The organism is Pseudomonas marginalis (assembly GCF_024169655.1).
GTDB classification, from domain to species: domain Bacteria; phylum Pseudomonadota; class Gammaproteobacteria; order Pseudomonadales; family Pseudomonadaceae; genus Aquipseudomonas; species Aquipseudomonas paraveronii.
Genome location: NZ_JALJWV010000001.1, coordinates 4,711,844 through 4,731,271, shown reverse-complemented (window position 1 = coordinate 4,731,271; position 19,428 = coordinate 4,711,844). Strand labels below are relative to the sequence as shown.

Genomic DNA, 19,428 nt, shown 5'->3' with positions numbered 1-19,428 from the left:
ATATACTCAGGTAAGGCTATTGCTAAAAGCTGATTTATGAGTCAGCTTTTGCTGCGTCTGAATTGTCCTCTGCCGGAGTGATCCATGATCGTTGATCGTCAAGGCAGGCGTTTTCGCAATTTGCGGATCAGCCTGACCTCAGCCTGCAATTACGCGTGTACCTACTGCGTGCCTAACGGCAAGCGGTTGGTGGCTGCCCAGGACGAACTCTCGGCCGAGGCCATGGCCCGTGGCGTGGCTTACCTGATCGAAGCCGCCGGTATCGAACGCCTGCGCATCACCGGCGGCGAACCGTTGGTCAGCCCCAAGCTGGAAGCCTTCATGGGCGCCGTGGGCGGGATGGGCCTCAGTGAGATCAGCCTGACCACCAACGGCCAACTGCTGGCGCGCAAACTGCCGCTGCTGGTGGACGCCGGCATTCGGCGCATCAACGTGTCCCTCGACACGCTGAACGCCGAGGCCTTCCGCAGCATCGCCCGTGGCGGCGACCTGGCCACGGTGCTCGATGGCATGGACCAGGCGCGTGCGGCCGGGATCAAGATCAAGGTCAATATGGTGCCGCTGCGCGGTCAGAACCTCGACCAGGTGATGCCGCTGCTCGACTATTGTCTGGAGCGGGGCTACGAGCTGCGCTTTATCGAACTGATGCGCATGGGCCACCTGGCCAAGGACTCCAATGCGTTCCTGCAGCAATTCGTCAGCCTTCAGCAACTGCTGAGCCTGATCGGCGAACACCACGAATACCTGCAAGCCAACGCTCCCGTGGACGCCACGGCGGTGCGCTACGAAGTGCCGGGCAAGGGTTTCTTTGGGGTGATCGCCAACGAAAGCGTGCCGTTCTGCCGCACCTGTTCACGGTTGCGGCTGTCGTCCACCGGTTGGCTGCATGGCTGCCTGTCGTCGAGCAATCGTCACTATGTCGGCGACCTGCTGGATAAACCGCGCCACCAGGCGCTGCCGGCCTTGCAGGGCTTGTTGATGAAGGCTCTGGGTGACAAACAGGAAGTGGCGTTCTCCGGCGGTGCGACCATCATGAAGATCATCGGCGGCTAACCCTGCCCCTGGATGACGCACAATCCAGTGTGGGAGGGGGCTTGCCCCCGATTGCAATGTGTCAGTCCCAGATAATCTGACCGACTCGCCGCAATCGGGAGCAAGCCCCCTCCCCAAATGGCGCGGATTCTGCATCTCATGCCCATTCGCCGGTTTTCCGTCACCGGCTTCTGGAGGATTAGGATGCGTAGTCTGGTTTTGTTGCTGGCGTCGTTGGCGCTGAGTGGTTGCATGACCGTCAGCGATATGGCCGAAGGCACCCGTTATCAGATGAGCGATGCCGGGTTGCTGGACCACAGCGACACCCGGCGCACCGCCTCGATTCGCGTGCAGCCGGACTCCTTCATCTTCATCGCCCAGGGCGCCTTCGTGCCGCCGGGCAGCGCGTATCCGCGACCGAACGTGGTCGCCGAAGAAGCCTTCAACGGCTTCGTCGAATACTTCCCCATGGTGCGCCGCGCCCGTCAGCCCGAAGGCCTCGAACAAGCCATGGCCGAAGCCCGTGCGGCCGGCGCTCACTACTTGCTGTACTGCCGCTTCGCCAAGGCGGATGACCGCATCGGCAACGCCGATGAGTGGACCGATCAGCAGGCCCTCGACCGTGTCGGCCTGGACAGCGGCGTTATCCAGATCATGTTGATCGAGACCAGCACCCAGTATTTGATTGATACTGCACGGATTCGCAGTCGTGGCGGTTTACTGACGTTCCACGACAATACGCCCCAAGATCTGATCGCCCGCCCTCTGGCGCAGTACGCCCGAGGCCTGCTGGGCATGAGCGATCAGTAAGCCAGAGGAGAACCCCATGACCGATTCCGCCAAGGCCAATGATCTATTGGCCCAACTGCCCAAGGGCAAGGGGCCGGCGCCGGTGCATTTGTGGAACCCGGACTTCTGCGGCCACATCGACATGCGTATCGCCCGCGACGGCACTTGGTATTATCAGGGCACGCCGATCGGGCGCAAGCCGATGGTCAAGCTGTTCTCCAACATCATCCGCCGCGATGGCGATGAGTACTTTCTGGTCACCCCGGTGGAAAAGGTCGGCATCACCGTCGAGGATGCGCCGTTTGTCGCGATCGCCCTGGAAGTCGAAGGGCAGGGCGAAAGCCAGCTGTTGCGCTTCACCACGCAAGTCGACGAGCAGGTTGAGGCTGGCCTCGAACACCCGCTGCGGGTGGTGATCGACCCCGACACCGAGGAGCCTTCGCCCTATCTGCGGGTGCGCACCAACCTCGAAGCCCTGGTGCATCGCAACGTGTTCTACCAATTGGTCGAGCTGGCGGTGAGCCGCTCGATCAACGGTCAGAACTGGCTCGGCGTGTGGAGCGGCGGTGTGTTTTTCCCGATTGGCCTGGAGCCCTGAGGGCGGTTTTTTTCTCCCCCTGAAATAATTCGCTTGCTGCAACCGGCGGCTTTCGGTTATCAATTTGTACATGATTAGACATGTCCGATTTGATAAGAAAAAACGCGTCGTCGACGAACTCATCCGCCGTATCGAAGGTGGGGTGATGGCCGACGGTTTCCTGCTGCCGGGTGAGTATCAACTGGCCGAAGAGTTTGCGGTCAGTCGCGGCACACTGCGCGAAGCCCTGGCCGAGCTCAAGCGCCGCCACTACATCGCCACCCAGAGCGGTGTCGGCTCCATCGTCACCTTTGACGGTATGGTGCTCGACCAACGCAGTGGCTGGGCCCAGGCCCTGGCGGACACCGGCGCCCTGGTGAGCACCGATGTCCTGCGCTTCGAAGCCGTGACCCGTCCGGACCTGTTCAGCCGTTTCGGCAGCGACCAATTTATTGCCCTTGACCGCCTTCGACGCGCCGCCGATGGCCGCGCCGTGTCCCTGGAGCGCTCGCTGATGCCGGCCTCGGGTGGCCTGGAAGGCCTGCCCCGGGTCGGGCTGATCGACAACTCCCTGACCATCACCCTGGCCGCCTACGGTTACGTCGGCGCCGAAGGTGATCAATGGATCGGCGCCGAGCCCCTGACCGATGACGACGCCGAGCTGCTCGGCCGCCCGGCGGGCACGGTGTTTCTCAAGGCGTCGCGCACTACCTACGACCGGCGCGAACGCTTCATGGAGTACGTCGAAAGTCTGCTCGACCCTGTGCATTTTCGTCTGCATCTGCAGTTTGGCGCGGCGAAATGACCGCGCACAGTCGCGCCCTCGGCGCCTTCTACGGCCTGGCGTTGGGCGATGCCCTGGGCATGCCCACCCAGTCCCTGAGCCGCGAACAGATCAGGGCGCGCTTCGGTGCCATCACTGGCTTGGAAGATGCCGACGCCGACCAACCCATCGCACCGAACATGCCCGCCGGCTCCATCACCGATGACACCGAGCAAGCGATCCTCGTCGGCGAGTTGCTGGTGGAAGGCCAGGGCACGATAGAACCGAGCGTACTCGCGCGGCGCCTGATCGACTGGGAAGCGCGGATGCGCGCCAAGGGCTCCCAGGACCTGCTGGGCCCGTCGACCAAGCGTGCCATCGATATGATCCTCTCCGGGCATACGCCTGAAGAGTCCGGGCGCTACGGCACCACCAACGGCGCAGCGATGCGCATCACGCCGGTGGGGATTGCCGCCGATGTTCGCGAGCCTGCTTCTTTCATCCGGGCCGTGATCCAGGCGTGCCAGGTCACCCACAACACCAGCCTGGGTATCTCGAGCGCTGCGGCGGTGGCGGCAGTGGTTTCGGCCGGGATCAACGGGGCGGACCTGGGTGAGGCGCTGAACGTCGGCACCCAGATCGCCCAGCAGGCCGAACGCCACGGACACTGGGTGGCCGGCGGCCGTATTTCCACACGCATCAGTTGGGCACGGACCTTGAGCGTCGCGCCTGGCGACAAGGCGCTGTTCGCCGACCTGCTCTATGAGTTGATCGGCACCTCCGTCGCTTCCCAGGAATCGGTGGTGGTGTCCTTCGCCCTCGCGCAGCAAGTGGCGGTGGGCGCGATGAATGCCTTCGACGCCTTGTGCCTGGCCGCCAGCCTGGGCGGCGACACCGACACCATCGCCGCGATCCTCGGCGCGATGCTGGGGGCGTGCCTGGGGATGCCGTGCTGGCCTGCGGCGATGATCGAACAGGTCAAGCAGGTCAACGGGTTGGCGTTGCAGCCGTTGGTTGACGGGTTGCTCACCTTGCGCCAGGTGCCACAGGCCAGCCCGCTCGCACATTGACCGCGTCAAGATTGCGATTTGCGAATTTGCCACAACCCTAACAATACCGGCACCAGGAGCACCCGCACATGAGTACGCCCACTTCCGGCCAAAGCGCCGGGCGCTTGGAAACACGCGGCATCGAACCGGTCCCCGAAGGCGAGTGCAACGGCCATCCACTGCAACTGTTCTGGGTGTGGTTCGCGGCCAACATCAGCATCCTGGGGCTGCCGCTGGGCGCCACCCTGGTTGCGTTTCGCGGCCTGGCCATCTGGCAGGCGGTCATCGTCGCCATCCTTGGCGCCGCTGGCTCTTTCGCGGTGGTGGGTGTCATCTCGATCGCCGGGCGTCGTGGGCGCGCGCCGAGCCTGACGCTGTCCCGCGCCATTTTCGGCGTGCGCGGCAATATCGGGCCGACGCTGGTGTCGTTGATGTCGCGCCTGGGTTGGGAAACCGTCAACACCACCACCGCCGCCTTCGTGCTGCTGTCGCTGTGTACGATCCTGTTCCAAACCCCGGTCGCGGCGAAAAGTGCGCCGCTGCTGACCCTGCTGTTCATCGCCATTTTCGTGCTGCTGACCCTGGCCGTTTCCGGCCTGGGCCACGCCACCTTGCTGGCGATTCAGAAGTGGGCGACCTACGTGTTCGGCGCCTTGAATATTCTGGTCGGCGGCTTCCTCTGCGCCACTATCGACTGGAGCGCAGTGTTCAACGCCACCCCGGCGCCCATGAGCGCGATGCTCATCGGCATCGGCACCATGGCCGCCGGCACGGGTATCGGCTGGGCCAACGCCGGCGCCGACATGTCGCGCTACCAGCACCGCAGCGTCACGGCCGTGCGCCTGGTGGCATCCGCCGCGTTCGGCGCGGGCATTCCGTTGGTGCTGCTGATCACCCTCGGTGGCCTGCTGTCGGTGGGCAATAACGACCTGGCGTCGGCGACTGACCCGATCGTCGCGATCCGCGACATGCTGCCCACCTGGATGGCTGTGCCGTACCTGATCACGGCGTTTGGCGGGCTGTTGCTGTCCAATAACCTGTCGGTGTATTCGGCCGGTCTCACCACCCTGACCCTCGGCTTGAAGGTCAAGCGCGTGTACGCGGTGATCGTCGATATCGTGGCGATCTTCGCCGGCTCCATCTACTTCATGCTGATCGCCGACAGTTTCTACGGCCCGTTCATCACCTTCATCTCGCTACTGGCGGTGCCGATTACCGCGTGGGTGGGGATCTTCGTGGTCGACCTGATTCACCGTCATTACTACAGTCCCAAGGACCTGCTGGACGTCAGCCCAAGCAGCGCCTATTGGTATCGCGGCGGCGTGGAATGGCGTGCGTTGGGTGCCTGGGCCGTGGCGATCGGGCTCGGGTTCAGTTTCACCACCATCGGCACCACCGCCGACAACATCTGGTTCGCCGGGCCGTTGTCCGACTCCTGGCTGGGCCACAACGGCCTGGGCTGGATCGTGACTTTCCTGGTAGCCGGCGGGATGTATGCGGCATTGGGCGGCGCCGCTGACCGTCGTCCGGCGTTAGTCGAGCGTGCCAATGCCTAGGTTGTTGCACACCGGCCAGGTCATCGTCGACCTGGTCATGGCCCTCGATCAATTGCCGGCGAGCGGCGGCGATGTGTTGGCGCAATCGGCCAGTTTCGAAGCCGGCGGCGGCTTTAATGTGATGGCGGCGGCGCGGCGCAACGGGCTGCCGGCGGTCTACCTGGGGCGCCATGGCACTGGGCGTTTCGGCGACCTGGCCCGCGCAGCGATGCACGCCGAGGGCATCGAAATGGCGCTGCCTGCCAGCGGCGGCAAGGACACCGGCCTGTGCGTGGCGCTGACCGAAGCCAGCACCGAGCGCACCTTCATCTCCCATATGGGCGCCGAGGGTGAGCTGAGCGCCGAGGACTTGGCCAACGTCGTGCCGCGTGCCGATGACTACGTGTACGTGAGTGGCTACAGCCTGCTCCTCAACGGCAAGGCCCAGCCGCTGATCGACTGGCTACTGGCGCTGCCACGGGCGATTACGGTGGTCTTCGACCCTGGCCCGCTGGTCAAGGCGCCGGATTCGGCGTTGATGCGCGCGCTGCTGCCGCGTATCGACATCTGGACCAGCAACGGCCCGGAAGCCGTGGCGTTCACTGGCGCGGCGGATATTGCCAAGGCGCTGCTGGCGCTCAACCAGCACCTGCCCGCCGAAACGCTACGGGTGGTGCGCGATGGACCGAAGGGTTGCTGGGTCGGGCGGGCGAATGCGCTCGAGCATGTGCCCGGCTTCAAGGTGCAGGCGGTCGACAGCAATGGCGCGGGAGATGCGCACGCGGGCGTGTTTATCGCCGGTTTGGCCAACGGTTTGAAAGCTCTCGACGCGGCCCGCCGTGCCAATGCAGCGGCGGCTTTGGCGGTGACGCGCTGGGGGCCGGCGACGTCTCCCGGCACCGCCGAAGTCGATGCGCTATTGGCCGACTAACCCCCCTATTCGATGCATCAAGGCGCAGGCTGTTTCGGTGCGCCAGGGATATTCGAGTCGTCGCCCTTGTTGATATTGGGCTGATTGACACCTGGGCCCATTTTGCCGTTGCCGACGGCCGCTGGCACCTGGCGCTGGGTGTCGTTGCCTTGGGTGCGCGGGTCGGCGCCGTTGTCGATGATCGCGCCACCATTGGTGTCGAGGCCGGTGCCCATCGAGTCCTGGGATTCCTGGGTCGCCGGGCTCGGCGGAGTGTCGACCGGATCGGTCTTGCCGGTGGACGAGGACGCGGCGAAGGCGCTCAGCGAGGCTGCGGACAACAGCGCGGTGAAGGCGAGGGCGGCACACTTGGAATGCTTCATGAGGGTGTCTCCATTAGGATTAATGTCCTTACCCTTTATTGGTCAGCCCTCATTTGCTGTTCGTGCCTCGATGCCGACGAGCGGTCTCAGGACACCTGTAAGATTTTGTGTGGCCACCCCTGGCTACCCCGAAATTGCACTGCAATCTGTCATCAAACCGTCTTAGTATGTGGCCTTTGAATTTACCCAAGGCGCGCCCATGACCATCGAGATTCGCCCCGCCGTGCCCAGCGATGCTGCGCAGATCCTGACTTTCATTACCGAGCTTGCCGAGTTTGAGAGGGCTCGTCATGAAGTGATCGCCAGTGTGGTGGACATCGAGCGCAGCCTGTTCAGCGAGGGCGCGACTGCCCATGGGCTGATTTGCCTGCGCGACGGATTGCCGATCGGGTTCGCGGTGTTCTTTTTCAGCTATTCCACGTGGCTGGGCAGCAACTGCCTGTACCTCGAAGACCTCTACATCAACCCCGAGCAACGCGGCGGCGGCGCCGGCAAGAAGTTGCTGCGCCACCTGGCGAAGATCGCCTGCGACAACGGCTGCGGGCGTTTCGAGTGGAGCGTGCTGGATTGGAACGAGCCGGCGATTGCCTTCTACAAATCCATCGGCGCCCAGCCCCAGGAAGAGTGGGTGCGCTACCGCATGGAAGGCGATGCGCTGCGGGATTTCGCCCAGGGCTGATGAAGAGCCCCGTGAGAACCGGCGTCCGACGCCGGTTTTTTTATATGTATTCTCACTATGTGGGATGTAAATTTATATATTGAGATATTTAAAGGTCTGGGTTTATAGTCGGCTGCATCAGCACTCACTACCAAAAATAAAACAGGTGAAGCGATGCAGGCACACCCTCTGTCACTCCCCGCTGTGCCCGAACCGACCTATGGCGAGCGGCTGAAGCACAAGGTGGTGATCATCACCGGCGCCGCCCAAGGCATTGGCGAGGCAATCGTTGCCTGCTTCCAGGCCCAGCAGGCGCGGTTGGTGATCGCGGATATCCAGGCCGAAAAGGTCGAGCAAGTCGCCGCCCACTGGCGCGAACGCGGCGCCGAGATCGTCGCGCAGCCGGTCGACATCACGTCCCAGGCGCAATGGCAGGCGCTGGTCAATCTGGCCATCGAGCGCTTCGGCCGCGTCGATGTGCTGGTCAACTGCGCCGGGGTCAATGTGTTCCGCGACCCGTTGCAGATGACCGACGAGGACTGGCGGCGCTGCTTCGCCATCGACCTCGACGGTGCCTGGTACGGCTGCCGCACAGTGTTGCCGCACATGATCGAGCAGGGCATCGGCAACATCATCAACATCGCCTCGACCCATTCCAGCCACATCATTCCCGGCTGTTTTCCCTACCCCGTCGCCAAACATGGCCTGCTCGGCCTGACCCGCGCCCTCGGCATCGAATACGCGCCCAAGGGCATCCGTGTGAACGCCATCGCGCCGGGCTATATCGAAACCCAGCTCAACGTCGACTACTGGAACGGTTTCCCCGACCCCCACGCCGAGCGCCAGCGCGCGTTCGACCTGCACCCGCCCAAGCGCATCGGCCAACCTGTGGAGGTGGCGATGACCGCGCTGTTTCTGGCCACCGATGAGGCGCCCTTTATCAACGCCACCTGCCTGATGATCGATGGCGGGCGGTCGGTGATGTACCACGACTAGAACTTGTCACTCTCCAATAACAACAAGAGGTGTCGTTCATGAAAAAAGCCCTACGCGTACTCACCGCCGCCATTGCGTTAAGCGGCCTCAGCAGTCTGGCCGTTGCCGAAGAGGTAAAAATCGGCTTTTTGGTCAAACAAGCCGAAGAACCCTGGTTCCAGACCGAATGGGCCTTCGCCGAAAAAGCCGGCAAGGAACATGGTTTCAGCGTGATCAAGATCGCCGTGCCCGACGGCGAGAAAACCCTCTCGGCCATCGACAGCCTGGCCGCCAACGGCGCCAAGGGTTTTGTGATCTGCCCGCCGGACGTGTCCCTCGGCCCGGCGATTGTCGCCAAGGCCAAAGCCAACGGCTTGAAAGTGATCGCCGTGGATGATCGTTTCGTCGACGCCAAGGGCAACTTCATGGAGGACGTGCCGTACCTGGGCATGGCCGCTTTTGAAGTCGGCCAGAAGCAAGGCGCGGCGATGGCCGCCGAGGCGAAAAAACGCGGTTGGGACTGGAAGGACACCTACGCGGTGATCACCACTTTCAACGAACTCGACACCGGTAAAAAGCGCACCGACGGCTCGATCAAATCCCTCGAAGAAGCGGGCATTCCCAAGGACCACATCCTCACCGCCGCGCTCAAGACCCTCGACGTGCCCGGCAGCATGGACGCCACTAACTCGGCCCTGGTCAAGCTGCCCAGCGGCGCGAAGAACCTGATCATCGGCGGCATGAACGACAACACCGTGCTCGGCGGCGTGCGCGCTACCGAAAGCGCCGGCTTCAAAGCCGCCAACGTGATCGGCATCGGTATCAACGGCACCGACGCCATCGGTGAGTTGAAGAAGGCCAACAGCGGCTTCTTCGGTTCGATGCTGCCCAGCCCGCACATCGAGGGCTACAACACTGCGCTGATGATGTACGAGTGGGTCACCACCGATAAGGAACCGCCGAAGTACACGGCGATGGACGAAGTGACGCTGATTACCCGCGCCAACTTCCAGGAAGAACTGACCAAGATCGGGCTGTGGAAATGACCGCAGCGGCACTGCGCTTTGACGGCATCGGCAAAACCTTCCCCGGGGTCAAGGCGCTCGACAGCATCAGTTTCACTGCCCACCCGGGGCAGGTCCACGCGCTGATGGGCGAGAACGGCGCGGGCAAGTCGACGCTGCTGAAAATCCTCGGCGGCGCCTACATCCCGAGCAGCGGCAACGTGCAGATCGGCGCGCAGACCATGGCCTTCAAATGCGCGGCCGACAGCATCGCCAGCGGCGTCGCGGTGATCCACCAGGAGTTGCATCTGGTGCCGGAAATGAGCGTCGCCGAGAACCTGTTCCTCGGGCATTTGCCGGCGCGCTTCGGCGTGGTCAACCGCCGGCGGCTGCGCGAGCAGGCGCTGGCCTGCCTCAAGGGTCTGGCCGATGAAATCGACCCGCAGGAGAAGCTCGGCCGCCTGTCCCTGGGCCAGCGCCAACTGGTGGAAATCGCCAAGGCGCTGTCGCGTGGCGCGCATGTGATTGCTTTCGATGAACCGACCAGCAGCCTGTCGGCCCGCGAGATCGACCGGCTGATGGCGATCATCACGCGCCTGCGCGACGAGGGCAAAGTGGTGCTGTACGTGTCCCACCGCATGGAAGAAGTGTTCCGCATCTGCGACGCGGTGACGGTGTTCAAGGACGGCCGCTACGTGCGCACCTTCGACGACATGAGCGCGCTGAGCCACGACCAGTTGGTCACCTGCATGGTCGGTCGCGACATCCAGGACATTTACGACTATCGGCCGCGCGAGCACGGCGAGGTGGCGCTCAAGGTCGACGGTTTGCTCGGCCCCGGCCTGCGCGAGCCGATCAGTTTTGACGTGCGCAAGGGCGAGATCCTCGGCCTGTTCGGCTTGGTCGGCGCCGGGCGTACCGAGCTGTTTCGCCTGCTCAGCGGCTTGCAGCGCGCCACGGCGGGGCAGTTGGAACTGTGCGGCGAAAGTCTGAACCTGCGTTCACCCCGCGACGCCATCGCCGCCGGCGTGCTGCTGTGCCCGGAGGACCGCAAGAAGGAGGGCATCATCCCGCTGTCCAGCGTGGCCGAGAACATCAACATCAGCGCGCGCGGCGCCCATTCCCGGTTCGGCTGGCTGCTGCGCGAGGGCTGGGAGCAGGGCAACGCCGGCCGGCAAATCAGCGCGATGAAGGTCAAGACCCCAAACGCCGAGCAAAAGATCATGTACCTGTCCGGCGGCAATCAGCAGAAGGCCATTCTCGGCCGCTGGCTGTCGATGCCGATGAAGGTGCTGCTGCTGGACGAGCCGACGCGGGGCATCGACATCGGCGCCAAGTCGGAGATCTACCAGATCATCCATGACCTCGCGGCCAGCGGTATTGCGGTGATTGTGGTGTCCAGCGACCTGATGGAGGTGATGGGGATTTCTGACCGTATTCTGGTGCTGTGCGAAGGCGCCCTGACCGGTGAATTGAGCCGCGAACAAGCGGATGAAGCACGGCTGCTGCAACTGGCGCTCCCGCGGATGCGGGCTTGAAGAATTCGAGGGCACAGGTATGTCTCAGGTAAAAACTGCAAAAGGCTTCTGGCCGGGTTTCAACCAGCGCAAGTTTCTCGATGACTGGGTGATGCTGCTCGCCGCGTTGGGCATCTTTGTGCTCAGCGCACTGTTTATCGATAACTTTCTCTCGCCGCTGAACATGCGCGGGCTGGGCCTGGCGATTTCCACGGTGGGCATTGCCGCCTGCACCATGCTGTTCTGCCTGGCGTCGGGGCACTTCGACTTGTCGGTGGGCTCGGTGATCGCCTGCGCCGGCGTGGTGGCCGGGATCGTGATTCGTGACACCGACAGTGTGCTGCTCGGCGTGTCGGCAGCCTTGGCCATGGGCCTGGTGGTGGGGCTGATCAACGGCATCGTCATCGCCAAGCTGCGCATCAATGCGTTGATCGCCACCTTGGCGACCATGCAGATCGTGCGCGGCCTGGCCTACATCTTCTCCAACGGCAAGGCGGTCGGCGTGATGGACGAGCGCTTCTTCGTGCTCGGCAACGGCCAACTGCTGGGCGTGCCGGTGCCGATCATCATTACCGTGCTGTGCTTTGTGTTCTTCGGCTGGCTGCTCAATTACACCACCTACGGGCGCAACACCATGGCCATCGGCGGCAACCAGGAAGCGGCATTGCTCGCCGGGGTGAATGTCGACCGCACCAAGATCATCATCTTTGCCGTACACGGGTTGATCGGCGCATTGGCCGGGGTGATCCTCGCGTCACGCATGACCTCCGGCCAGCCGATGATCGGCCAGGGCTTTGAGCTGACGGTGATTTCCGCCTGCGTGTTGGGCGGGGTGTCGTTGAGTGGCGGCATCGGCATGATCCGTCATGTGATCGCCGGGGTGCTGATTCTGGCGATCATCGAGAATGCGATGAACCTGAAGAATATCGACACGTTCTATCAGTACGTGATCCGCGGCTCGATCCTGTTGCTGGCGGTCATCATCGACCGCATGAAGCAACGCTGAATTCATGCCATGTGAAGATCTAAGTGTGGGAGGGGGCTTGCCCCCGATGGCGGCGTGCCAGTCTGCACATCTGTTACTGATAGACCGCCATCGGGGGCAAGCCCCCTCCCACATTGGGATCGCCACTGTACTGAGGTTCGGTATTTGCCATAATGCCGCTCGTTTTCGTACCACCACATAGGCCCGATATGCAGGAAACCGCCCACACCCCCGTCAAAGACGCCGCCCCCACCGGCACCCAGACCTTGCTGCGTGGCTTGGGCGTGGTGCAGGCGGTGGCGGCCGGTGCGCGGGATCTGAAAGAGATCGCCCGGCGCATCGGCACCACCCGCAGCACCACGCACCGCCTGGCCAGTTGCCTGGTGGAGGAGCGCTACCTGCGCGTGGTGCCGCAAGTCGGCTACCTGTTGGGGCCGAAGCTGATCGAGCTGGGGTTTCAGGCGCGCGAAGAGTTGCCGTTGGTGACCCTGGCGGTGCCGTATCTGGACGAGTTGTCGGCGCTGACTGGCGACACCATCCACCTGGCGATTCGTGAAGACGACGACGTGCTCTACCTGCACAAAAATCCCGGTCGCAACGGTCCGGAAATGCGCTCGCGGGTCGGCCATCGCATGCCGCTGGCGCGGACCGGCATCGGCAAGGCGTTGCTGTTGGATGACAGCGTCGATGAGTGGCAGCGCCTGTACGAAGTCAGCCAGCCGACGGCAGGGAAAAACCTGCAGTGGCCGCAACACCCGGAGCAATCCTGGGCGCAATTCGAGCAGCGCATGCATGAGTATGTGCTGGGCGGGTATGCGTTCGACCTGGAAGACAACGAACCGTCGATCCGCTGCGTGGCGGCACCGGTGCGCGATGCCAGCCGGCGAATCGTCGCCGGCATCAGCATCGCCAGTACCGTGCCCTACATGCCGCTGGAGAAAATGGCCGAGCTGATTCCCGTGATCAAACAGGTCGCGGCGCGGCTATCTGCGCAGTTGGGCGCGAAGGCCTGATCAGGCCTTCAAGGTCGCCATGTCGATGACAAAGCGGTACTTCACATCGCCGGCGATCATGCGCGAGAACGCCTCGTTGATCTGGCGGATGTCGAGCATTTCGATGTCGCAACTGATGCCATGCTCGGCGCAGAAATCCAGGACTTCCTGGGTTTCTGCGATGCCGCCGATCAGCGAACCGGCGAGCATTTTACGCCCCAGCACCAACTTGGCGGCGTTGACGGGCGGGTCCACCGGCTCGATCAGGCCGACCAAGATATGCACGCCGTCAAAGCGCAGCACATCGAGGTAGGGGTTCAGGTCGTGCTGCACCGGGATGGTGTCCAGCAGGAAGTCGAAGTGCCCGGCGGCGGCTTTCATTTGCGCGGCGTCGGTGGACACGATCACATGGTCCGCGCCCTGGCGCCGGCCTTCCTCGGCCTTGCTCGCAGAACGGGTGAACAGCGTGACTTCGGCGCCCATGGCCTTGGCGAACTTGATGCCCATATGGCCCAGGCCGCCCATGCCGAGAATCCCGACTTTATCGCCGGCCTTCACACCGTGGTGCTTGAGCGGCGAGTAGGTGGTGACGCCTGCGCAGAGGATCGGTGCGGCGCTGGCCAGGTCGAGCTTGGCCGGGATCTTCAGCACAAAATGCTCGCTGACCACGATGCTGTCGGAGTAGCCGCCCATGGTGTTGCTGCCATCGACACGGTCCGGAGTGGCATAGGTCATGGTCGGGCCTTCGAGGCAGTATTGCTCAAGGTTCGATTGGCAGGCGGCGCAGTGGCGGCACGAGTCGACCATGCAGCCGACGCCGACCAGGTCGCCGACTTTATGCGCGGTGACGTTGGCGCCGACGGCGCTGACTTTGCCGACAATCTCATGGCCCGGCATCAGCGGGTACACGGCGATGCCCCATTCGTTGCGGGCCTGGTGGATGTCGGAATGGCACACGCCGCAGTACAGAATTTCGATCGCCACGTCATCGGCGCGCGGGCTGCGGCGTTGAAACGACATGGGGGCGAGGGGAGTGGTGGCCGACTGGGCGGCATAACCGATAGCAGTGTACATGGGCAAACCTCGCAAAAGCAGTGACAAGTGAGGTGGGCCATTTTCCGCGCCGACCCCGCAGGCGACCATGGCGATTGCTCCGAGTCTCATGCCTATTCGTCCGGGAGTGCCTCTGGTTTGGATGCACGGGGCGCTCGACCTGCGATGATGCTCGCATCCCTTATTAGCGAAGTTTTTTGCCATGTTGTTGACCCGCCATCTCGACGCCAACGCCACCCTGGTTTCCTTGATCGAGAGGCTGACGCCCCGCGACGGTTTCTCCCCGACCCACCTGCCGGGTGTGCAAGTGTTGCGCGCCAGTTGCGACGTCGCGCGCGGGCCGCAGATCTATGAGCCGAGCCTGATGTTCGTCGCCCAAGGCAGCAAAGTCGCGTACCTGGGCCCGCGTACCCTGGAGTATGGCGCGGGGCACTACCTGATCCAGGCGATGCCGGTGCCATTCGAATGCGAGACGTTCGCCCGGGCGCCCGGCGCACCGCTGTTGGGGGTAACGGTGGGGATTGATCGGGTGGTGCTGGGCGAATTGGTGATGGCCATGGGCATGCAGGCCGGGCCGCCGCCGACCGCGCAGACCTTGGAGTCGATGAGTTCGGTGGTGCTGGATGACGCCATGCGCGGTTGCGTCGAGCGGCTGTTGCAATGCCTGCACGATCCGCTGGAAAGCCGGATCATGGGCCCGGCGCGGGTGCGTGAATTGTTGTTCACCGCGTTGCGTGGGCCCCAGGCGGATGTGTTGCGTGCGTTGGTGGAACAGCAGGGGCAGTTTTCACGAATCGCCACCTCGTTGAATCACCTGCACGCCCATTACGCCGACCCGCTGAATATCGAGACGTTGGCAGGTTATGCGCACATGAGTGCGTCGACCTTTCATGAACACTTCAAGCGCTGCACCTTGTTGTCGCCGGTGCAGTATCTGAAGCGTTTGCGGTTGCTCAAGGCGCAGCAGTTGTTGCTGGTGGAAGGCATGGGCGTGGCGCAGGCGGCGCATAGCGTGGGGTATCAGAGTACGTCGCAGTTCAGTCGCGAATATAAGCGCTACTTTGAGCGCAATCCCGGCGAAGAGCGCGCCGCATAGGTATTTCAGGCAAAACACAATCCAAATGTGGGAGGGGGCTTGCCCCCGATGACGGTGGGTCAGCCATCGATGTGCTGACTGTTCCACCGCTATCGGGGGCAAGCCCCCTCCCACATTGAGTTGATGCCAGCCACAAAAAAGGCCCCCATCCGGGAGCCTTTCTTTAAGCGGCTGACTTACATATTCGGGTAAGTCGGCCCGCCCGCGCCTTCCGGCGTCACCCAGGTGATGTTCTGCGAAGGGTCCTTGATGTCACAGGTCTTGCAGTGTACGCAGTTCTGGGCGTTGATCTGGAAGCGCTTCTCGCCGTCTTCCTGGGTCACCACTTCATATACACCGGCCGGGCAGTAGCGCTGCGCCGGTTCATCGTAGAGCGGCAGGTTGGTGCCGATCGGGATGCTCGGGTCTTTGAGTTTCAAGTGGCACGGCTGTTCTTCTTCGTGGTTGGTGCCGGAGATGAACACCGAGCTCAGTTTGTCGAAGCTCAGCTTGCCGTCGGGTTTGGGGTAGTCGATCTTCTGGCAGTCCTTGGCCAGCTTGAGGCAGGCATAGTCCGGCTTGGTGTCGTGCAGGGTCAACGGCATCTTGCCGCCGAGGATGTTCTGGTCGAACCAGTTGAAGCCGGCACCGATGATCGGGCCGAACTTGTGCATCGCCGGGCCGAAGTTACGCGTGGCGAACAGTTCTTCGTAGAGCCAGCTGGCTTTGAACGCGTCGACGTAGTTGGTCAGCTCGTCGCCGCCTTCGGCGTCGGCCAACAGGCGCTCGGCCACGGCGTCGGCGGCGAGCATGCCGGACTTCATCGCGGTGTGGCTGCCCTTGATCTTGGCCACGTTCATGGTGCCCAGGTCACAGCCGATCAATGCGCCGCCCTTGAACACCATCTTCGGCAACGAGTTGATGCCGCCCTTGGCCAGCGCGCGGGCGCCGTAGCTGATGCGCTTGCCGCCTTCCAGGTACTGCGCCAGCACCGGGTGATGCTTGAGGCGCTGGAACTCATCGAACGGCGACAGGAAAGTGTTGCTGTAGGACAGGTCGACGATCAGGCCGACCACCACTTGGTTGTTTTCCAGGTGATAGAGGAACGAGCCACCGGTGTTCTCGTTGCTCATGATGTCCAGCGGCCAACCGGCGGTGTGGACCACCAGGCCGGGTTGATGCTTGGCCGGGTCGATTTCCCAGATTTCCTTCAGGCCGATGCCGTAGTGCTGGGCGTCGGCGTCGCTGTCCAGCTTGAAGCGCTGGATCAGTTGCTTGCCGATATGGCCACGGCAGCCTTCGGCGAACAGCGTGTACTTGCCGCGCAGTTCCATGCCGGGGGTGTAGACGCCTTCCTTCGGCTTGCCTTCGCGGTCGACGCCGAGGTCGCCGGTGATGATCCCGCGCACCACGCCGTTTTCGTCGAACAGCGCTTCCTGCGCGGCGAAGCCTGGGTAGACTTCCACGCCGAGGTTCTCGGCCTGCTGAGCCAGCCAGCGGCACAGGTTGCCCAGGGAGATAATGTAGTTGCCTTCGTTGTGCATGGTCTTGGGCACAAAGAAGTCAGGCACCTTGGTCGAGGTGTCGGCGCTGCGCAGCACATAGATGTCATCGCGCACCACCGGGGTGTTGAGCGGAGCGCCGAGTTCTTTCCAGTCCGGGAACAGTTCGTTCAGGGCGCGTGGTTCGAACACGGCACCGGAAAGGATATGTGCGCCGACCTCGGAGCCTTTCTCGACCACGCAGACGCTGATTTCCTTACCGGCTTCGGCGGCCTTCTGCTTCAGTCGGCAGGCGGCAGACAGGCCCGCCGGGCCAGCGCCGACGATGACCACGTCGAATTCCATGTATTCGCGTTCCACAGGCTATCTCCTACTCAGGCTCACAGGCTTTTTTTCTAATGGGTGGAGGTTGGGTGTCGTAAGCGTCATCGCTGCGTTCACTGGGCAGGCGGATGACCACCTTTCTCTCTAGGTGGCGCATTATATCTACACCACTCTCAGCGTCCAATACAAACGTTTGTTTGAATTGCTTGGAAGCTAGGTAAATCAAAGCAACGGGGCTTATGACTGGCCATTTTGCCGTATTGACCAGAATAGGCGTTCCGGTCAAGATACGGTCGGTTTTGCGCTCGCCGTAGGCTGACTGTAGGTTTCAAGAGCACCTTTAAAGACAGGCGAAGGCGATAAAAGGGTGACGCGTGCCCAATGCTGGCGCGCAGTTTACACGTCGCGATCATGAATGACCTCCCAGTCACCACTGACGAACGGTCATCACTCTCCATCGTTGCGTCACTAGCCGAAGGTTTTGAAGGTGCCCTTGTGTGCCGATGAGCATCAACCGCCAGGTTCGCCTAGGCGACTTTCTTTTCACCGGAGAGTAACGAGGAATCCATGAAGGTTCTTGTAGCTGTCAAACGCGTTGTCGATTACAACGTGAAAGTTCGCGTCAAGGCGGACAATTCCGGCGTCGACCTCGCTAACGTCAAGATGTCGATGAACCCTTTCTGCGAAATCGCCGTGGAAGAAGCTGTACGCCTGAAAGAGAAAGGCGTGGTGACTGAAATCGTCGTGGTTTCCATCGGCCCGACCACTGCTCAAGAGCAGTTGCGTACCGCCCTGGCACTGGGCGCTGATCGCGCCATCCTGGTTGAGTCGGCTGAAGAGCTGACCTCCCTGGCCGTTGCCAAGTTGCTCAAAGCCGTTGTCGACAAGGAACAGCCATCGCTGGTGATCCTCGGCAAACAGGCCATCGACAGCGACAACAACCAGACTGGCCAGATGCTGGCTGCGCTGACCGGTTACGGCCAGGGCACCTTCGCCTCGAAAGTCGAAGTGAGCGGCGACAGCGTTGCCGTGACCCGCGAAATCGACGGCGGCGCGCAAACAGTTTCGCTGAAACTGCCGGCCATCATCACCACCGACCTGCGTTTGAACGAGCCGCGCTACGCGTCTCTGCCAAACATCATGAAAGCCAAGAAGAAGCCTCTCGAAGTGCTGACTCCGGACGCTTTGGGCGTTTCCACCGCCTCTACCAACAAGACCGTCAAAGTCGAAGCGCCGGCTGCACGCAGCGCGGGCATCAAGGTCAAGTCGGTGGCTGAACTGGTCGAGAAACTGAAAAACGAAGCGAAGGTAATCTAATCATGACTATCTTGGTAATCGCAGAACACGACAACAAGGTACTGGCTCCGGCCACCCTGAACACCGTGGCTGCCGCTGCGAAAATCGGTGGCGACATCCACGTGCTGGTTGCCGGTCAGGGCGCTGGCGCCGTGGCTGAAGCCGCTGCGAAAATCGCCGGCGTGAGCAAAGTACTGCTGGCCGACAACGCCGCTTACGCTCACCAACTGCCGGAAAACGTCGCGCCGCTGGTAGCAGAGCTGGGTGCTGGCTACAGCCACATCCTGGCCGCCGCTACCTCCAACGGCAAAAACATCCTGCCGCGCGTTGCCGCGCAACTGGACGTTGACCAGATCTCCGAGATCATCTCGGTCGAAAGCGCTGACACCTTCAAGCGCCCGATCTACGCCGGTAACGCCATTGCCACCGTGCAATCGAGCGCTGCGGTCAAGGTCATCACCGTGCGTGCCACCGGTTTCGACCCGGTTGCCGCCGAAGGTGGTTCGGCTGCCGTTGAAGCCGTCTCCGCTGCCCACGACGCTGGTCTTTCCAGCTTTGTTGGCGAAGAGCTGGCCAAGTCGGATCGTCCTGAGCTGACCGCTGCCAAGATCGTCGTTTCGGGCGGGCGTGGCATGCAGAACGGTGACAACTTCAAGCACCTGTACGCCCTGGCCGACAAGCTGGGCGCTGCGGTCGGCGCTTCCCGCGCGGCCGTCGACGCCGGTTTCGTGCCCAACGACATGCAGGTCGGCCAGACCGGCAAGATCGTTGCGCCACAGCTGTACATCGCGGTCGGTATCTCCGGCGCGATCCAGCATTTGGCCGGCATGAAAGACTCCAAGGTGATCGTGGCGATCAACAAGGACGAAGAAGCACCGATCTTCCAGGTGGCTGATTACGGCCTGGTGGCGGACTTGTTCGAAGCCGTACCTGAGTTGGAGAAGCTGGTCTAATCCAGTCGCTTCACTTATAAAGAGCCCGGTCTTGTGACCGGGCTTTTTATTTATCG

19 protein-coding genes are annotated in these 19,428 nt (G+C 62.5%); 16 read left to right on the top strand and 3 right to left on the bottom strand.

The genetic code is table 11. The annotated features are described in order from the left end of the window. Window positions 1-84 precede the first annotated feature (84 nt). The 7 genes from J2Y83_RS21695 (at window position 85) to J2Y83_RS21665 (ending at window position 6,676) form a co-directional block, all read left to right on the top strand. Window positions 85-1,053 carry a GTP 3',8-cyclase MoaA gene (locus J2Y83_RS21695; RefSeq protein ID WP_046382373.1) on the top strand — a complete coding sequence of 323 codons (969 nt, stop codon included), beginning with the start codon at window positions 85-87 and terminating at the stop codon, window positions 1,051-1,053. Between the two features lie 183 nt (window positions 1,054-1,236). After that, window positions 1,237-1,842, top strand: coding sequence for a DUF4823 domain-containing protein (locus tag J2Y83_RS21690; RefSeq protein WP_253398148.1), 606 nt, complete (start codon window positions 1,237-1,239; stop codon window positions 1,840-1,842). Window positions 1,843-1,858: 16 nt separating this feature from the next. Next, window positions 1,859-2,419, top strand: a complete 561-nt coding sequence (locus tag J2Y83_RS21685; RefSeq protein ID WP_253398147.1) for a DUF1285 domain-containing protein — start codon at window positions 1,859-1,861, stop codon at window positions 2,417-2,419. 70 nt (window positions 2,420-2,489) lie between these two features. Beyond that, window positions 2,490-3,203: a GntR family transcriptional regulator gene (locus J2Y83_RS21680; RefSeq protein WP_253398145.1), complete on the top strand. Its 714-nt coding sequence runs from the start codon at window positions 2,490-2,492 to the stop codon at window positions 3,201-3,203. Continuing rightward, window positions 3,200-4,231: an ADP-ribosylglycohydrolase family protein gene (locus J2Y83_RS21675; protein WP_253398143.1), complete on the top strand. Its 1,032-nt coding sequence runs from the start codon at window positions 3,200-3,202 to the stop codon at window positions 4,229-4,231. Before J2Y83_RS21680 ends, J2Y83_RS21675 begins: the two co-directional genes overlap by 4 nt. 68 nt (window positions 4,232-4,299) lie before the next feature. Next, window positions 4,300-5,766, top strand: coding sequence for a purine-cytosine permease family protein (locus tag J2Y83_RS21670; RefSeq protein WP_253398141.1), 1,467 nt, complete (start codon window positions 4,300-4,302; stop codon window positions 5,764-5,766). Continuing rightward, a complete protein-coding gene (locus tag J2Y83_RS21665; RefSeq protein ID WP_253398139.1) occupies window positions 5,759-6,676 on the top strand; it encodes a PfkB family carbohydrate kinase in 918 nt (305 codons plus the stop codon). Before J2Y83_RS21670 ends, J2Y83_RS21665 begins: the two co-directional genes overlap by 8 nt. Window positions 6,677-6,693: 17 nt before the next feature. Here J2Y83_RS21665 and J2Y83_RS21660 read toward each other — a convergent pair whose 3' ends face one another. Next, entirely contained in the window at window positions 6,694-7,038 is a 345-nt protein-coding gene (locus J2Y83_RS21660) for a hypothetical protein (protein ID WP_253398137.1), read from the bottom strand. Window positions 7,039-7,237: 199 nt separating this feature from the next. Here J2Y83_RS21660 and J2Y83_RS21655 point away from each other — a divergent pair, with 199 nt between their 5' ends. From J2Y83_RS21655 to J2Y83_RS21630, 6 genes are all read left to right on the top strand, one after another. After that, a complete protein-coding gene (locus J2Y83_RS21655) occupies window positions 7,238-7,717 on the top strand; it encodes a GNAT family N-acetyltransferase (protein WP_253398135.1) in 480 nt (159 codons plus the stop codon). A gap of 153 nt (window positions 7,718-7,870) precedes the next feature. After that, entirely contained in the window at window positions 7,871-8,692 is an 822-nt protein-coding gene (locus J2Y83_RS21650; RefSeq protein ID WP_253398134.1) for an SDR family oxidoreductase, read from the top strand. 38 nt (window positions 8,693-8,730) lie between these two features. Next, the gene (locus J2Y83_RS21645; protein WP_253398132.1) at window positions 8,731-9,717 is read left to right on the top strand and encodes a substrate-binding domain-containing protein; all 987 of its coding nucleotides are present in this window, start codon (window positions 8,731-8,733) and stop codon (window positions 9,715-9,717) included. Continuing rightward, window positions 9,714-11,213, top strand: a complete 1,500-nt coding sequence (araG, locus tag J2Y83_RS21640) for an L-arabinose ABC transporter ATP-binding protein AraG (protein ID WP_253400429.1) — start codon at window positions 9,714-9,716, stop codon at window positions 11,211-11,213. The genes J2Y83_RS21645 and araG overlap by 4 nt, the downstream gene beginning before the upstream one ends. A gap of 19 nt (window positions 11,214-11,232) precedes the next feature. Further along, window positions 11,233-12,198 carry an L-arabinose ABC transporter permease AraH gene (gene araH, locus J2Y83_RS21635; protein WP_247408657.1) on the top strand — a complete coding sequence of 322 codons (966 nt, stop codon included), beginning with the start codon at window positions 11,233-11,235 and terminating at the stop codon, window positions 12,196-12,198. Between the two features lie 188 nt (window positions 12,199-12,386). Continuing rightward, on the top strand, window positions 12,387-13,190 hold the full coding sequence (locus tag J2Y83_RS21630) for an IclR family transcriptional regulator (protein WP_253398130.1): 804 nt from the start codon (window positions 12,387-12,389) through the stop codon (window positions 13,188-13,190). On the opposite strand, the gene J2Y83_RS21625 is transcribed toward J2Y83_RS21630, so the two are convergent. Further along, the gene (locus J2Y83_RS21625) at window positions 13,191-14,243 is read right to left on the bottom strand and encodes an NAD(P)-dependent alcohol dehydrogenase (protein ID WP_253398127.1); all 1,053 of its coding nucleotides are present in this window, start codon (window positions 14,241-14,243) and stop codon (window positions 13,191-13,193) included. Between the two features lie 181 nt (window positions 14,244-14,424). On the opposite strand from J2Y83_RS21625, the gene J2Y83_RS21620 reads away from it, so the two are divergent. After that, window positions 14,425-15,318 carry an AraC family transcriptional regulator gene (locus J2Y83_RS21620; protein ID WP_247406485.1) on the top strand — a complete coding sequence of 298 codons (894 nt, stop codon included), beginning with the start codon at window positions 14,425-14,427 and terminating at the stop codon, window positions 15,316-15,318. Window positions 15,319-15,494: 176 nt separating this feature from the next. Here J2Y83_RS21620 and J2Y83_RS21615 read toward each other — a convergent pair whose 3' ends face one another. Continuing rightward, complete coding sequence (locus J2Y83_RS21615) at window positions 15,495-17,159, bottom strand: electron transfer flavoprotein-ubiquinone oxidoreductase (protein ID WP_253398125.1); 1,665 nt, start codon at window positions 17,157-17,159, stop codon at window positions 15,495-15,497. A gap of 531 nt (window positions 17,160-17,690) precedes the next feature. On the opposite strand from J2Y83_RS21615, the gene J2Y83_RS21610 reads away from it, so the two are divergent. Together J2Y83_RS21610 and J2Y83_RS21605 are read left to right on the top strand one after the other, a co-directional pair. Then, window positions 17,691-18,440 carry an electron transfer flavoprotein subunit beta/FixA family protein gene (locus J2Y83_RS21610; protein WP_253398123.1) on the top strand — a complete coding sequence of 250 codons (750 nt, stop codon included), beginning with the start codon at window positions 17,691-17,693 and terminating at the stop codon, window positions 18,438-18,440. 2 nt (window positions 18,441-18,442) lie between these two features. After that, a complete protein-coding gene (locus J2Y83_RS21605; protein ID WP_253398121.1) occupies window positions 18,443-19,372 on the top strand; it encodes an electron transfer flavoprotein subunit alpha/FixB family protein in 930 nt (309 codons plus the stop codon). Window positions 19,373-19,428 lie beyond the last annotated feature (56 nt).